This window comes from Robertmurraya dakarensis, from assembly GCF_900156875.1.
GTDB classification, from domain to species: domain Bacteria; phylum Bacillota; class Bacilli; order Bacillales; family Cytobacillaceae; genus Robertmurraya; species Robertmurraya dakarensis.
The window spans coordinates 596,401-609,077 of the sequence record NZ_LT707408.1 but is presented as its reverse complement, the minus strand read 5'-3'; the positions used below and the strand labels follow the sequence as shown (position 1 = coordinate 609,077).

The window sequence follows — 12,677 nt, the reverse complement described above, 5'->3', positions numbered from 1 at the left end:
TAAATGGGGCGATCGATGGGAATCGAACCCACGAGTGTCGGAGCCACAATCCGATGCGTTAACCACTTCGCCACGACCGCCATTATGATATTATCTAATTCTAAGTTAAATGGTGGAGGGGGACGGATTCGAACCGCCGAACCCTAAGGAGCGGATTTACAGTCCGCCGCGTTTAGCCACTTCGCTACCCCTCCATAGAAGGTGGCTCAGGACGGAATCGAACCGCCGACACATGGATTTTCAGTCCATTGCTCTACCGACTGAGCTACTGAGCCATATGAATATTTTAACCTAAAGTTATATAGCGTATTTGCTTCAAAGCCCTTAGGTCTTTGTCGCAGATTTTAAAAGCTTGTCAATCGAAGAAGAAGAAACAAGATGCTACAATCTTTTAAAATCCTCTACCGACTGAGCTACTGAGCCAACATATAAATGGCGGTCCGGACGGGACTCGAACCCGCGACCTCCTGCGTGACAGGCAGGCATTCTAACCAACTGAACTACCGGACCATAGATTTTTCGAGGTACGAGAAAATATCTTTCCTTCTCTTCCTTGAAAAAACTTAATTGCGGGGACAGGATTTGAACCTGCGACCTTCGGGTTATGAGCCCGACGAGCTACCAGACTGCTCCACCCCGCGATAATATTAATTAACATAATGTTTCCTATGCTTTTAGTGAACATACTGACTGTCCCGATCTTCAGGAAGCTTTTTCAAGCAGCAATATCGATCGGTACAACTCGCAGTAATTCAATGAAGCAAATGCTCGTTGCTCCACCCCGCGATAATATTATTAAAGTTTAATGGCGGAGGAAGAGGGATTCGAACCCCCGCGCGGTTTAACCCGCCTGTCGGTTTTCAAGACCGATCCCTTCAGCCAGACTTGGGTATTCCTCCATAATAGCGGCGGAGGGGATCGAACCCCCGACCTTACGGGTATGAACCGTACGCTCTAGCCAGCTGAGCTACACCGCCAATATTTAATTCTAAGTGGAGCCTAGCGGGATCGAACCGCTGACCTCCTGCGTGCAAGGCAGGCGCTCTCCCAGCTGAGCTAAGGCCCCATAATATCTTAAAGGTTCCGACTGGTCGGGAAGACAGGATTCGAACCTGCGACCCCTTGGTCCCAAACCAAGTGCTCTACCAAGCTGAGCTACTTCCCGGTTTAGATGTTAAAATGGCGCGCCCGAAAGGAGTCGAACCCATAACCTTCTGATCCGTAGTCAGACGCTCTATCCAATTGAGCTACGGGCGCATATAAGAGTAAGTTAATTCACTTTCGTAAAAAACATGGTGCCGAGGACCGGAATCGAACCGGTACGGTAGTCACCTACCGCAGGATTTTAAGTCCTGTGCGTCTGCCAGTTCCGCCACCCCGGCAGATAGTTCTGGAGCGGAAGACGGGATTCGAACCCGCGACCCCCACCTTGGCAAGGTGGTGTTCTACCACTGAACTACTTCCGCAGGGTATTTATATTTACTAATGCGGGTGAAGGGAGTCGAACCCCCACGCCTTGCGGCGCTAGATCCTAAGTCTAGTGCGTCTGCCAATTCCGCCACACCCGCAAATAAAAATGGTGAGCCATGAAGGACTCGAACCTTCGACCCTCTGATTAAAAGTCAGATGCTCTACCGACTGAGCTAATGGCTCACGAAAATGGTGCCGGCCAGAGGACTTGAACCCCCAACCTACTGATTACAAGTCAGTTGCTCTACCAATTGAGCTAGGCCGGCATATTTTTATGGTGGAGGATGACGGGATCGAACCGCCGACCCCCTGCTTGTAAGGCAGGTGCTCTCCCAGCTGAGCTAATCCTCCGTTTATGGTGACCCGTACGGGATTCGAACCCGTGTTACCGCCGTGAAAGGGCGGTGTCTTAACCGCTTGACCAACGGGCCAAAGAAAATTTTACCTTTAAAGTAAGACAAAATAATAGCCCCAAAATAGGGGCCTTGCCTGGCGACGTCCNCTGCACTCAAGTCTCCCAGTTTCCAATGACCCTCCCCGGTTGAGCCGGGGGCTTTCACATCAGACTTAAGAGACCGCCTGCGCGCGCTTTACGCCCAATAATTCCGGACAACGCTTGCCACCTACGTATTACCGCGGCTGCTGGCACGTAGTTAGCCGTGGCTTTCTGGTTAGGTACCGTCAAGGTACCGGCAGTTACTCCGATACTTGTTCTTCCCTAACAACAGAGTTTTACGATCCGAAAACCTTCATCACTCACGCGGCGTTGCTCCGTCAGACTTTCGTCCATTGCGGAAGATTCCCTACTGCTGCCTCCCGTAGGAGTCTGGGCCGTGTCTCAGTCCCAGTGTGGCCGATCACCCTCTCAGGTCGGCTACGCATCGTCGCCTTGGTGAGCCGTTACCTCACCAACTAGCTAATGCGCCGCGGGCCCATCTGTAAGTGATAGCGTAAACCATCTTTCAGTTTCTCCTCATGAGAGGAGAAACATTATCCGGTATTAGCTCCGGTTTCCCGAAGTTATCCCAGTCTTACAGGCAGGTTGCCCACGTGTTACTCACCCGTCCGCCGCTAACTTTTAAAAGCAAGCTTTTAAAAGTCCGCTCGACTTGCATGTATTAGGCACGCCGCCAGCGTTCGTCCTGAGCCAGGATCAAACTCTCCAAAAAAGAGTAAGATTAGCTCTTAAATAAATCTAAAATTAAAACGTTGACGTTTCTGCTTTGTTTAGTTTTCAAAGAACTATTTTTTCGATCTCCGCCGAAGCGACGACAAAATTAATTGTAACATCTAACTTCGTAGAAGTCAACTTCTTTTTTTAAAATCTTTTTTTATTTAAGATAAAAAAGATTGTAGCTCGCTTTTTAGCGACAAGAATTAATATAACATTTTGTTTCGTAGAAGTCAACTTCTTTTTTTAAAAAAACTTCAGTGTCATAACTGTACAGTATTGATAACTCAAATCAACACCTTGTAGATCAAGTTAAAAAGAGCATCAAAACTTTTGATCATAAATCACTAATGGGGTAGAAGCCTTTATATAGTTACTAAAATAATAAAGAAGAAAAAAAAGAAGAAAACAACGTTGGTTTTCGTCAAGCACGAACACAATGTTTAATCTATGAGTTAAATAAGTGCTCTAACGCGCCTTAGAGGATTCGAACCTCTGACACACGGCTTAGAAGGCCGTTGCTCTATCCAGCTGAGCTAAAGGCGCTTTTTTCTACTGGCGGAGAAGGAGGGATTTGAACCCTCGCGCCGGTTGCCCGACCTACACCCTTAGCAGGGGCGCCTCTTCAGCCACTTGAGTACTTCCCCATATAAAAAAATGGCTCCGCAGGTAGGATTCGAACCTACGACCGTTCGGTTAACAGCCGAATGCTCTACCACTGAGCTACTGCGGAGTAATACTATTTTACGTATGGTGGGCCTAAATGGACTCGAACCATCGACCTCACGCTTATCAGGCGTGCGCTCTAACCAGCTGAGCTATAGGCCCATTATATTTGGAGCGGGTGATGGGAATCGAACCCACGACAACAGCTTGGAAGGCTGTGGTTTTACCATTAAACTACACCCGCAAATAGGAGTCGACAATACCGGTGGTCGGGGTCGAACCGACACTCCAGAAGGAACACGATTTTGAGTCGTGCGCGTCTGCCAATTCCGCCACACCGGCAGTTCTAAATTAATGGAGGCAGCAACCGGATTTGAACCGGTGATAAAGGTTTTGCAGACCTCTGCCTTACCACTTGGCTATGCTGCCATTAAAATTGGCTGGGCTAGCAGGATTCGAACCTACGAATGACGGAGTCAAAGTCCGTTGCCTTACCACTTGGCTATAGCCCAAAATAATATAAATGGGGCGATTGATGGGAATCGAACCCACGAGTGTCGGAGCCACAATCCGATGCGTTAACCACTTCGCCACAACCGCCATATTTATTGGCAGGGATAGTAGGAATTGAACCCACACTGGAGGTTTTGGAGACCTCTGTTCTACCTTTAAACTATATCCCTATATAGCGTAATGGTGGAGGGGGACGGATTCGAACCGCCGAACCCTAAGGAGCGGATTTACAGTCCGCCGCGTTTAGCCACTTCGCTACCCCTCCAAAAAGGTGGCTCAGGACGGAATCGAACCGCCGACACAAGGATTTTCAGTCCTTTGCTCTACCGACTGAGCTACTGAGCCACACGAAAAGAAAAAATCTATATTAACAGTAGATACCTACTGGAATAAGATGGCGGTCCGGACGGGACTCGAACCCGCGACCTCCTGCGTGACAGGCAGGCATTCTAACCAACTGAACTACCGGACCAAATTGCGGGGACAGGATTTGAACCTGCGACCTTCGGGTTATGAGCCCGACGAGCTACCAGACTGCTCCACCCCGCGATAATTTTATTAAGGTTTTATGGCGGAGGAAGAGGGATTCGAACCCCCGCGCGGTTTAACCCGCCTGTCGGTTTTCAAGACCGATCCCTTCAGCCAGACTTGGGTATTCCTCCATATATATAAATGGACCCTGTAGGACTCGAACCTACGACCGGACGGTTATGAGCCGTCTGCTCTAACCAGCTGAGCTAAGGGTCCATTAATTTTATAGCGGCGGAGGGGATCGAACCCCCGACCTTACGGGTATGAACCGTACGCTCTAGCCAGCTGAGCTACACCGCCATAATGGCATAGAAAATGGAGCCTAGCGGGATCGAACCGCTGACCTCCTGCGTGCAAGGCAGGCGCTCTCCCAGCTGAGCTAAGGCCCCATAATAGAATTATTTGAACTGGTCGGGAAGACAGGATTCGAACCTGCGACCCCTTGGTCCCAAACCAAGTGCTCTACCAAGCTGAGCTACTTCCCGTAATGCTTAAATGGCGCGCCCGACAGGAGTCGAACCCATAACCTTCTGATCCGTAGTCAGACGCTCTATCCAATTGAGCTACGGGCGCGTATAAGAGTAAGTTATTTCACTTTGTAAAAAATATGGTGCCGAGGACCGGAATCGAACCGGTACGGTAGTCACCTACCGCAGGATTTTAAGTCCTGTGCGTCTGCCAGTTCCGCCACCCCGGCAGATAGTTCTGGAGCGGAAGACGGGATTCGAACCCGCGACCCCCACCTTGGCAAGGTGGTGTTCTACCACTGAACTACTTCCGCACGAATGATTGAAAGCAATATTACTATTGGCAAAAAATATGGTGAGCCATGAAGGACTCGAACCTTCGACCCTCTGATTAAAAGTCAGATGCTCTACCGACTGAGCTAATGGCTCGGAATAAAAAAATTCAACTTAAAGCAAAACTTCATTATTGCAATTTTTATTTAAAATATGGTGCCGGCCAGAGGACTTGAACCCCCAACCTACTGATTACAAGTCAGTTGCTCTACCAATTGAGCTAGGCCGGCTTAATATAGATATAATTAATATGCGGTATTAAACTTTGTAAAACGTCATCCTGATCTCAGAATGATCATTCAAGCAGCAGCTCGATCAGTATGCTGAAGCTTAAGCAGGATGCTTATTCGGTCGTGCTCTACCAATTGAGCTAGGCCGGCTTAGATTAGATTATTTTCACTTCGTGAAAAAATCATGGTGGAGGATGACGGGATCGAACCGCCGACCCCCTGCTTGTAAGGCAGGTGCTCTCCCAGCTGAGCTAATCCTCCGATGCACAGGATGTGCGAATGCATGCACTGCAACAGGACGTTGCACTTCTAACATACCTTCATTTAAATGGTGACCCGTACGGGATTCGAACCCGTGTTACCGCCGTGAAAGGGCGGTGTCTTAACCGCTTGACCAACGGGCCATACTGGATTTCTATTTGAAGTTTGTCCCAATGAAATATTTCATCAGCGACAAAAAATATAATAACAAGTGCTGTTCATTTTGTCAAACCTTTTTAAAATAATTTTCTATGCCACTTTACCTTTACCTTAATCATGAACCCTCATGGTATAAAATATTATTTGTGAAGTCAACTATATTTCCCCTTTTTCTTATGTAGGAAAGTTGATTGCAAAGATATAATTATGATAAAAACGGCATTAAGGATGAAAATTCATTTCAAATAAAACTTCACGCAGAGAGGTTAAGAAGAGTGGAAAACTACAATGAACTAATTAACAAACAAAAAACTTTTTTCAATACAGGGAAAACAAAGGATATTGAATTCCGTCTTGAAGCACTTCAAAAATTGAGAAGCGCAATAAAAAAACATGAAAACGACTTATTAAAGGCATTAAAAGACGACCTAAATAAATCTGAATTCGATGCCTATATTACTGAAATTGGAGTTCTACTCGAGGAAATCCGCTTCACTTTAAAGCACTTGCGTTCATGGGCGAAGCCGGAAAAGGTCAGAACACCTTTGACTCATATCGGCTCTAGGAGCTTTATTTTATCAGACCCCTACGGAGTAGCTTTAATCATTTCCCCATGGAATTACCCCTTCCAATTAGCAATAGCACCATTAATTGGGGCCATTGCTGCGGGAAACTGTGCCATTATTAAACCCTCAGAGCTCACACCGAGAACTTCAGAATTACTAGCTCAAATCATTGCAGAAACCTTTCCATCCGAGTATATTTCAGCGGTTTTAGGAGGAGTTGAAACAAGTCAAGCCCTATTGAATGAAAGAGTAGATTACATCTTTTTCACTGGAAGTGTCCAGGTAGGAAAAGTCATCATGGAAGCAGCGTCTAAAAATCTAACACCTGTAACATTAGAATTAGGCGGCAAAAGCCCGTGCGTCGTACATGAAGACGCAAATATAAAGTTAGCTGCGAAACGAATAGCTTGGGGTAAATTTATCAACGCGGGGCAAACCTGTGTGGCTCCGGACTATTTGTATATCCATAAAAACATAAAAAGGGAATTTCTCACAGAGTTACAAAAAGCGATTGTAGAATTGTATGGCGAACTTCCTCTTGAGAATGATGATTATACCCATATCGTCAGCAAGAAACACTATGACCGTCTATGTTCGTTTTTAAACAACGGAGATCTCTTCTTAGGCGGTAAAACTAGGGAGCGGGAATTAGTAATTGAGCCCACTGTGCTTACTAATATTACATGGCAAGACCCTGTAATGGAGGACGAAATTTTCGGACCTATCCTCCCCGTTCTTGAATATAGCAGCCTTCCAGAGATAATAGAAGGAATTCACGAACATCCGAATCCGCTTGCTTTATACTTATTTACCGAAGATAGAAAAGTACAAGAAGAGATATTACATCATATTACATTTGGGGGAGGCTGCATTAATGACACCGTTTATCATCTTGCATCACCCCATCTGCCCTTTGGCGGTGTCGGAAACAGCGGGACGGGGTCCTATCATGGAAAAGCAAGCTTTGATACCTTTTCACATAAAAAAAGCATCTTAAAACAAACCAATACTTTCGATATTCCATTTAGATACCCGAATATGAAAAATGGATTAAAAAGAATCAAACTATTTCTGAAATAACCTTAGATAACGCCATTCAACGTTGAATGGCGTTATTATTCCTCACTCATGCTTTGGTAACTATATTTTTTAATGCTTGCTGTAAAGTGCCTTTAAACTCTGCATTGCTGTTATAACCGATTCCCGAAGAAATTAGTGTCTTCACAATTTCTGCACGTAATCCAGTTAGTATGGTTTTAGTACCCATCATGGAAATACACTCTATCAAAGTTATAAAATGTTTAATTAATCCTTGATCCATTTGTGCAACACCAGAAAGATCAATAACTAACGTTTGAATATGCATTTGCTCAATTTCATGGAGCACCTTATCCTGTATTGTCAACACTCTTTGCTTGTCTAACGAACCAATTAACGGGACAATACAAACTTCACTATTAATCGGAATAATAGGGACCGAAAGTTTTTCAACCTTTTTACGTTCAGCCTCTAACAAGTCATCTTTATACCTCGAATAACTGATGAAAAAATAGGCGAAAAATTGATCAACTAGTTCATTGATTTGTTTTTCTAAGGAATAAAACTTTACACGATCAACCTCTGCTTCTGTTAATATATCAAAGTTATATAGAAAATCCCAAAGTGTCCTTCTAATTGCTTGAACCCATTCCAATTTAAACGCAAGTGTTAGTGAATATTTCGCCCACACGACTCCTTCCTGTTTGGCAAAAGAAATAAGTTCGTGTTCCTTTTCTTCTACAACAAATAAGACAACTTTTTGTGCGTTATGTAATAGATTAATATTTCCAATTCTATGTATCTCGTCAATTTTATCTTTTACATTAATCGCCTCATCCAATAATCTCTCTTCAAAAGTTTCCTTATTTGCCAAGAAAAAATCCTTTATTGTATAATCTTCACTATATTTCAGGTCCAATTTTCTCACTCCACGTTCTTTTATTTGATAGTTTACTGGAATTCTAATTGTGAACATTGTTCCTGACTTTTCCTTACTATCAACCGTTATCTTCCCGCCATGTTGATAAATGCTTGAAAAAACCTGAGTCAGCCCCATACCAGTGCCCTCTTCCTTTGTAGTAAAGAACGGAGTTCCCAAGAGACTAAGCCTGTCTTCTGGAATTCCAATACCTGTATCACGTATCATGACCACGACTTCATCGTCAGCTAACTTATGGGTTATGGTAAGGGTTCCTTCATTCTCGATTGATTCAATAGCATTTTTGATAAGATTGAAAAACGCCTTTTTAAATTGATTCTTTTTTCCTATAATTGTAACATCGGTATTTTGGAAATCCGTGATAAGTGTGATATTGTACAATTTATCTTGAAAAAGATTCAGGATTGATTCTAATTCAACAGTTAAATTGATTTTTTGGGTATCTTCATAGTCTGTATCCGGTTTAGAAACTTGAAGAAGATTGTTCAATGTGGTCAGCGCATTTTCTAGCTCTGAATATGCAATATCTATATATTGGTTACTTACTTCTTGCTGAAGCAGCTGCAAAAATCCCTTAACTGCCGTCAAAGGATTTTTAACTTCATGAGCAATCCCTGCTGCCATTTGCCCAACCGAAGCTAATTGGCTTAAATGAGTTTGGTTTTCGGCATCTAGATGGTCTATATCTTCGGATTTCATTTAGAGTGTTACTCCTTTCACCATATATAAGTTACATACTATTGATTATTCCTAAAATTTTAAATTATTTACCATTGGAAACATTTTACTAAAAAACCAATAGTTATACAACTATATGCAATCATAGCTCATCCCTTAACCTTTATAGAAAGCCATCATTATAGGACTATATGCATGGAGGAATCATGATGCAAAAAATTATTGTGGTTGGAGGAGGAATACTAGGAGCCTCTACAGCCTATCAACTCACAAAATTGGGAGCTGAAGTGATCATTGTCGACCGAAAAGACGAGGGCCAGGCTACCGATGCTGCCGCAGGTATTGTCTGCCCGTGGATCAGTCAGCGCCGTAATAAAGCATGGTATCATTTAGCAAAACTCGGAAGCAGATACTATCCGCATTTAATAGCTCAGTTAAAAAAAGACGGCGAAACAGAAACAGGATACTCTCAAATTGGTGCACTTAGCGTCCATCATGATTCGGAAAAACTTGATAAAACCAAGGAAAGGGCAATAAGCCGCAGAGAGGATGCACCAGAGATTGGTACGGTTGTCAAGCTGAATCAGGAAGAAACAAAATCTCAATTTCCACCTCTTGATGATAGATTCTCTGCCGTTTCAATTGGTGGTGGAAGCCGGGTTGATGGAAGAAAATTGCGGGACTCTTTATTAAATGCCTCTCAAAAAAACGGAGCTGTGCTTATTAAAGACAGCGCAAAACTTATGTTTGAAAAAAATATGGTAACAGGCGTTAGCGTTGGGGAATCAACCATTACTGGTGATGCTGTTATTGTCTGTGCTGGTGCATGGGCAAAAGAATTACTCCTTCCGCTAGGCGTCGATTTTAATGTAAAATTCCAAAAGGCCCAGATTGTGCATTTAGAAATCCCGAATGCTGATACCAGTAATTGGCCTGTTGTAATGCCCCCTGGGACGCTTTATCTTGTCGCTTTCGGTAAAAACCGAGTAGTTGCCGGCTCCACGCATGAAGATACAGAAAAATATGATACTAGCATTACTGCGGGGGGACTTCATGATATCTTTACTAAAGCATTGGATGCAGCTCCTGGCTTATCATCTGCTGCTTTTAAAGAAGCACGAGTCGGATTCCGCCCTTACACCCCAGGATTTCTTCCTGTTATTGGTCCTTTGCCTAACTGGAATGGAATCTTCGTTGCCAATGGCTTAGGAGCTTCCGGGCTGACGGTTGGCCCTTTTCTTGGATCTCAGCTGGCTCGGCTTGCACTTGGTCTGGAACTGGAAATTGATCTTGAAGACTATTCGGTAGAGACAGCTTTAAACCATTAATAGTTATTACAAAAGCAAGCTTACCTAAAGCACTTCTGGCCCCTAATAGGCTCTTAAGAAGTGCTTTTCTTTTATCCCATGGTGAAGAAAATCCCAAATAGCAAAGCAATGAGAATGATAAACACACTTAATGTAATGATGAATTTTTTGGAAGATACAAAGGTTTGGTTATTGATGCTAGTCACTTTTTTCAGATAGATAATTGTTGCCATAATAATGGTTGAAATCCCAAGACCTACTGAAAAAAGGCCAATTGTGTGAGCAAGTACATCTCCGAAAACAGTAAAGGAACTTATCATATTTTCATGCATATTTAATACAAGAAACCCTACTCCAATAATGGCAATAGCGGTCCGTATCCACGCTAAATAAGTCCGTTCATTTGGTAAATGCTGCTGAATGTACTTTGAGTCAACAGTTGTACCATTACCAACCGTTTTTGCTCGATTGAAGACCATCCTATCCCCCCTTTTGAGTCTTATAGATATAAATTACCTTCAAACCTACTGTAGATACTTCGGAGGTTCATGTTTATGTTTTTTTTGGAGAACTTCTTCAAATAAGTCTACCTGACCATCCTTCCCTTGTGTTTTGTCATTAGATGACATCGCCGGAACTGTCTTTAGCTTACCCCCCTTATCAATAATTTTCGTTCGAGGCATCCTCGTATTAATATAGTTTTTCAGCTGTTCTATTTCTTGAACCAGCCTTTGAATATCCTCCTTAGTAGCATTTTGTTTATTTGGATTTAACACAAACCCTACCTGTCCATTAGGTTCCAGTGTAGCGTACTGAACATCAGAGATATTGGTTACATTGTTTTGACGAAACTGCATTTCTAATTGATCTACCGTCATCCTTAACTTTTTTAAGTTTTTTATATTGATCTGTCCATTTTCTACTAATATTTTTGATTTTCCCGTTATAAATTTTTCGAAAAAATCGGTCTTGACCTGAATAAATTCAATGACTACTAGTGTAGTCACAAGAATGAATCCAACTGCTAAAGTTGACCAAACGCTCTTTCCAACAATCGGCTGAACTAATAATGAACCTATTCCAACCATAATGACTGTTTGAGCAAGGGTCATCTGCGAAATTGATTTCCTTCCTGCAATTCTTAGTAAAAGTGTCCCGCCTATCACAATCATTCCGGCTTTCCAAAGTAAACTCCAATCCATTACATCTCCATCCTCTTATATTAAATTTCAGTAAATAAGTTCTGTTTTATTATGCGAAAAGATACAGTGAGCATGCATTTTGAAAAAATCCTTCGAAAAAATTTTTGAAATCTTTTACCAATTGATTAATAATAAAATTAACTAGAATAAGAGAAGCAGGTGCTGAAATTGGATATAAAACATTTACAATATTTCATCAAAGTTTCAGAGTTAAATAGTTTCTCGCGTGCCGCAGACGAATTATATATTACACAGCCCACGATAAGTAAAATGATTAAAAACCTCGAGACAGAATTGGAGGTTGAACTCTTTGACCGTTCTAGGAAACATTTTGTCTTAACAGATGCAGGAAGGACTATTTTGGAACAAGCTAAGCTTATTGATCACGCCTTCAAAAACTTAGAAATGGAATTAGATAACTTAACTGGTCTTAAAAGAGGACATATCCGAATTGGCTTGCCGCCTATCTTTAATGCACGTAAATTCCTGAGTAAGGTGGGACTTTTTCACGAAAAGCATCCCGGAATCACTTTCCAATTTGTTGAATCAGGTTCAAAAAAAATAGAAGAGGATGTTGCGGGCAACCTTTTGGATGTCGGTGTCATCGTTCTTCCCACAAAAGAGAAGATCTTTGAACATTTTTCTTTTATGGAAGAAGATCTAAGACTTATTCTCCATATCTCTCATCCTTTATCCAAAAGAGAAGAAGTTCATTTATCAGAGCTTAAGAATGAAGCTTTTATCCTTTTTAATAAAGATTTTGTTTTAAATGATCGAATTATACACTCCTGCAGCAGCGTTGGTTTTAAGCCTCATATTATTTCCGAGAGTGCACAGCGTTCCTTTATTAAAGAAATGGTAGCAAGCGGCTTTGGCATATCACTCTTGCCTGAAAGTGTGTGTAATAATCTAAGTGAAAACGTAAAGTCCATTAAGATCGTCAATCCAAACGTCAGCTGGAATCTTGCGGTGATTTGGAGAAAAAATGAATACCTTTCCTATGCAGCCAAAGAATGGCTTCACTTCATGAAAGATCAATTAACAACGCCTTAAAAGGTCGACTGGATATAGTGTTACCTCGGCTGTTCACGAAGAAGTGAACAGCTTTTTTCACATTAATATAAAGACCATTTATACATGTAAGC

At 42.5% G+C, this 12,677-nt stretch carries 6 protein-coding genes, 43 tRNA genes and 1 other annotated feature; of the genes, 3 read left to right on the top strand and 46 right to left on the bottom strand.

Annotated features, from left to right (window positions below; all coding sequences use genetic code 11):
- Nucleotides 1–4: 4 nt before the first annotated feature.
- The 43 genes from CZ487_RS04130 to CZ487_RS03930 form a co-directional block, all read right to left on the bottom strand.
- Nucleotides 5–80 (bottom strand) — tRNA-His (locus CZ487_RS04130).
- Between the two features lie 30 nt (nucleotides 81–110).
- Nucleotides 111–194: transfer RNA gene (locus CZ487_RS04125), tRNA-Tyr, on the bottom strand.
- A gap of 8 nt (nucleotides 195–202) precedes the next feature.
- A tRNA-Phe gene (locus CZ487_RS04120) sits at nucleotides 203–275 on the bottom strand.
- A 158-nt stretch (nucleotides 276–433) separates the two neighbouring features.
- Nucleotides 434–510, bottom strand: a tRNA-Asp gene (locus CZ487_RS04115).
- A gap of 57 nt (nucleotides 511–567) precedes the next feature.
- A tRNA-Met gene (locus CZ487_RS04110) sits at nucleotides 568–641 on the bottom strand.
- A 165-nt stretch (nucleotides 642–806) separates the two neighbouring features.
- Nucleotides 807–899: transfer RNA gene (locus tag CZ487_RS04105), tRNA-Ser, on the bottom strand.
- A gap of 4 nt (nucleotides 900–903) precedes the next feature.
- Nucleotides 904–977, bottom strand: a tRNA-Met gene (locus tag CZ487_RS26520).
- Nucleotides 978–993: 16 nt separating this feature from the next.
- Nucleotides 994–1,066 (bottom strand) — tRNA-Ala (locus CZ487_RS04100).
- A 22-nt stretch (nucleotides 1,067–1,088) separates the two neighbouring features.
- Nucleotides 1,089–1,165: transfer RNA gene (locus tag CZ487_RS04095), tRNA-Pro, on the bottom strand.
- Between the two features lie 15 nt (nucleotides 1,166–1,180).
- Nucleotides 1,181–1,257 (bottom strand) — tRNA-Arg (locus tag CZ487_RS04090).
- A 36-nt stretch (nucleotides 1,258–1,293) separates the two neighbouring features.
- A tRNA-Leu gene (locus CZ487_RS04085) sits at nucleotides 1,294–1,382 on the bottom strand.
- A 9-nt stretch (nucleotides 1,383–1,391) separates the two neighbouring features.
- Nucleotides 1,392–1,466: transfer RNA gene (locus tag CZ487_RS04080), tRNA-Gly, on the bottom strand.
- 20 nt (nucleotides 1,467–1,486) lie between these two features.
- Nucleotides 1,487–1,568: transfer RNA gene (locus tag CZ487_RS04075), tRNA-Leu, on the bottom strand.
- A gap of 9 nt (nucleotides 1,569–1,577) precedes the next feature.
- A tRNA-Lys gene (locus CZ487_RS04070) sits at nucleotides 1,578–1,653 on the bottom strand.
- Between the two features lie 7 nt (nucleotides 1,654–1,660).
- A tRNA-Thr gene (locus tag CZ487_RS04065) sits at nucleotides 1,661–1,736 on the bottom strand.
- Nucleotides 1,737–1,745: 9 nt separating this feature from the next.
- Nucleotides 1,746–1,821: transfer RNA gene (locus CZ487_RS04060), tRNA-Val, on the bottom strand.
- Between the two features lie 5 nt (nucleotides 1,822–1,826).
- Nucleotides 1,827–1,901, bottom strand: a tRNA-Glu gene (locus tag CZ487_RS28140).
- Nucleotides 1,902–2,639: a sequence feature (16S ribosomal RNA rRNA prediction is too short), on the bottom strand. It abuts the tRNA gene before it with no gap.
- A gap of 474 nt (nucleotides 2,640–3,113) precedes the next feature.
- Nucleotides 3,114–3,187 (bottom strand) — tRNA-Arg (locus CZ487_RS04050).
- Nucleotides 3,188–3,197: 10 nt separating this feature from the next.
- Nucleotides 3,198–3,288: transfer RNA gene (locus CZ487_RS04045), tRNA-Ser, on the bottom strand.
- A gap of 11 nt (nucleotides 3,289–3,299) precedes the next feature.
- Nucleotides 3,300–3,374, bottom strand: a tRNA-Asn gene (locus tag CZ487_RS04040).
- An 18-nt stretch (nucleotides 3,375–3,392) separates the two neighbouring features.
- Nucleotides 3,393–3,469: transfer RNA gene (locus CZ487_RS04035), tRNA-Ile, on the bottom strand.
- 8 nt (nucleotides 3,470–3,477) lie between these two features.
- A tRNA-Gly gene (locus CZ487_RS04030) sits at nucleotides 3,478–3,551 on the bottom strand.
- Between the two features lie 16 nt (nucleotides 3,552–3,567).
- Nucleotides 3,568–3,649, bottom strand: a tRNA-Leu gene (locus CZ487_RS04025).
- 13 nt (nucleotides 3,650–3,662) lie between these two features.
- Nucleotides 3,663–3,736, bottom strand: a tRNA-Cys gene (locus tag CZ487_RS04020).
- A gap of 8 nt (nucleotides 3,737–3,744) precedes the next feature.
- Nucleotides 3,745–3,819, bottom strand: a tRNA-Gln gene (locus CZ487_RS04015).
- 12 nt (nucleotides 3,820–3,831) lie between these two features.
- Nucleotides 3,832–3,907 (bottom strand) — tRNA-His (locus tag CZ487_RS04010).
- A 9-nt stretch (nucleotides 3,908–3,916) separates the two neighbouring features.
- Nucleotides 3,917–3,990: transfer RNA gene (locus CZ487_RS04005), tRNA-Trp, on the bottom strand.
- A gap of 11 nt (nucleotides 3,991–4,001) precedes the next feature.
- Nucleotides 4,002–4,085, bottom strand: a tRNA-Tyr gene (locus CZ487_RS04000).
- A 7-nt stretch (nucleotides 4,086–4,092) separates the two neighbouring features.
- Nucleotides 4,093–4,165 (bottom strand) — tRNA-Phe (locus CZ487_RS03995).
- A gap of 50 nt (nucleotides 4,166–4,215) precedes the next feature.
- Nucleotides 4,216–4,292: transfer RNA gene (locus CZ487_RS03990), tRNA-Asp, on the bottom strand.
- Between the two features lie 3 nt (nucleotides 4,293–4,295).
- A tRNA-Met gene (locus tag CZ487_RS26515) sits at nucleotides 4,296–4,369 on the bottom strand.
- A gap of 20 nt (nucleotides 4,370–4,389) precedes the next feature.
- A tRNA-Ser gene (locus CZ487_RS03980) sits at nucleotides 4,390–4,482 on the bottom strand.
- A gap of 11 nt (nucleotides 4,483–4,493) precedes the next feature.
- Nucleotides 4,494–4,567, bottom strand: a tRNA-Ile gene (locus CZ487_RS03975).
- A gap of 10 nt (nucleotides 4,568–4,577) precedes the next feature.
- Nucleotides 4,578–4,651, bottom strand: a tRNA-Met gene (locus CZ487_RS26510).
- Nucleotides 4,652–4,667: 16 nt separating this feature from the next.
- A tRNA-Ala gene (locus tag CZ487_RS03970) sits at nucleotides 4,668–4,740 on the bottom strand.
- Between the two features lie 19 nt (nucleotides 4,741–4,759).
- Nucleotides 4,760–4,836, bottom strand: a tRNA-Pro gene (locus tag CZ487_RS03965).
- Nucleotides 4,837–4,847: 11 nt separating this feature from the next.
- Nucleotides 4,848–4,924: transfer RNA gene (locus tag CZ487_RS03960), tRNA-Arg, on the bottom strand.
- A gap of 35 nt (nucleotides 4,925–4,959) precedes the next feature.
- Nucleotides 4,960–5,048: transfer RNA gene (locus tag CZ487_RS03955), tRNA-Leu, on the bottom strand.
- Between the two features lie 9 nt (nucleotides 5,049–5,057).
- Nucleotides 5,058–5,132: transfer RNA gene (locus CZ487_RS03950), tRNA-Gly, on the bottom strand.
- Between the two features lie 39 nt (nucleotides 5,133–5,171).
- Nucleotides 5,172–5,247: transfer RNA gene (locus CZ487_RS03945), tRNA-Lys, on the bottom strand.
- A gap of 58 nt (nucleotides 5,248–5,305) precedes the next feature.
- Nucleotides 5,306–5,381 (bottom strand) — tRNA-Thr (locus tag CZ487_RS03940).
- 185 nt (nucleotides 5,382–5,566) lie between these two features.
- Nucleotides 5,567–5,642, bottom strand: a tRNA-Val gene (locus tag CZ487_RS03935).
- 68 nt (nucleotides 5,643–5,710) lie between these two features.
- A tRNA-Glu gene (locus CZ487_RS03930) sits at nucleotides 5,711–5,785 on the bottom strand.
- Nucleotides 5,786–6,076: 291 nt separating this feature from the next.
- Here CZ487_RS03930 and CZ487_RS03925 point away from each other — a divergent pair.
- The gene (locus tag CZ487_RS03925; RefSeq protein WP_077211848.1) at nucleotides 6,077–7,447 is read left to right on the top strand and encodes an aldehyde dehydrogenase; all 1,371 of its coding nucleotides are present in this window, start codon (nucleotides 6,077–6,079) and stop codon (nucleotides 7,445–7,447) included.
- Between the two features lie 46 nt (nucleotides 7,448–7,493).
- Here the strand turns inward: CZ487_RS03925 and CZ487_RS03920 are convergent, their stop codons facing one another.
- Nucleotides 7,494–9,044 carry an ATP-binding protein gene (locus tag CZ487_RS03920; protein WP_077210915.1) on the bottom strand — a complete coding sequence of 517 codons (1,551 nt, stop codon included), beginning with the start codon at nucleotides 9,042–9,044 and terminating at the stop codon, nucleotides 7,494–7,496.
- A 188-nt stretch (nucleotides 9,045–9,232) separates the two neighbouring features.
- Here CZ487_RS03920 and CZ487_RS03915 point away from each other — a divergent pair, with 188 nt between their 5' ends.
- The gene (locus CZ487_RS03915) at nucleotides 9,233–10,351 is read left to right on the top strand and encodes an NAD(P)/FAD-dependent oxidoreductase (protein WP_077210914.1); all 1,119 of its coding nucleotides are present in this window, start codon (nucleotides 9,233–9,235) and stop codon (nucleotides 10,349–10,351) included.
- 71 nt (nucleotides 10,352–10,422) lie between these two features.
- On the opposite strand, the gene CZ487_RS03910 is transcribed toward CZ487_RS03915, so the two are convergent.
- Entirely contained in the window at nucleotides 10,423–10,809 is a 387-nt protein-coding gene (locus CZ487_RS03910; protein WP_077210913.1) for a YidH family protein, read from the bottom strand.
- Nucleotides 10,810–10,854: 45 nt separating this feature from the next.
- Nucleotides 10,855–11,532: a DUF421 domain-containing protein gene (locus tag CZ487_RS03905; protein WP_077210912.1), complete on the bottom strand. Its 678-nt coding sequence runs from the start codon at nucleotides 11,530–11,532 to the stop codon at nucleotides 10,855–10,857.
- Between the two features lie 168 nt (nucleotides 11,533–11,700).
- On the opposite strand from CZ487_RS03905, the gene cidR reads away from it, so the two are divergent.
- On the top strand, nucleotides 11,701–12,585 hold the full coding sequence (cidR, locus tag CZ487_RS03900; protein WP_077210911.1) for a cidABC operon transcriptional activator CidR: 885 nt from the start codon (nucleotides 11,701–11,703) through the stop codon (nucleotides 12,583–12,585).
- The last annotated feature ends 92 nt before the right edge of the window (nucleotides 12,586–12,677 follow it).

What these genes read in the sequence shown, in the direction of transcription:
- CZ487_RS03920 (WP_077210915.1), bottom strand. Translation starts at nt 9,044, where the DNA reads ATGAAATCCGAAGATATAGACCATCTAGATGCCGAAAACCAAACTCAT.
- CZ487_RS03915 (WP_077210914.1), top strand. Translation starts at nt 9,233, where the DNA reads ATGCAAAAAATTATTGTGGTTGGAGGAGGAATACTAGGAGCCTCTACA.
- CZ487_RS03910 (WP_077210913.1), bottom strand. Translation starts at nt 10,809, where the DNA reads ATGGTCTTCAATCGAGCAAAAACGGTTGGTAATGGTACAACTGTTGAC.
- CZ487_RS03905 (WP_077210912.1), bottom strand. Translation starts at nt 11,532, where the DNA reads ATGGATTGGAGTTTACTTTGGAAAGCCGGAATGATTGTGATAGGCGGG.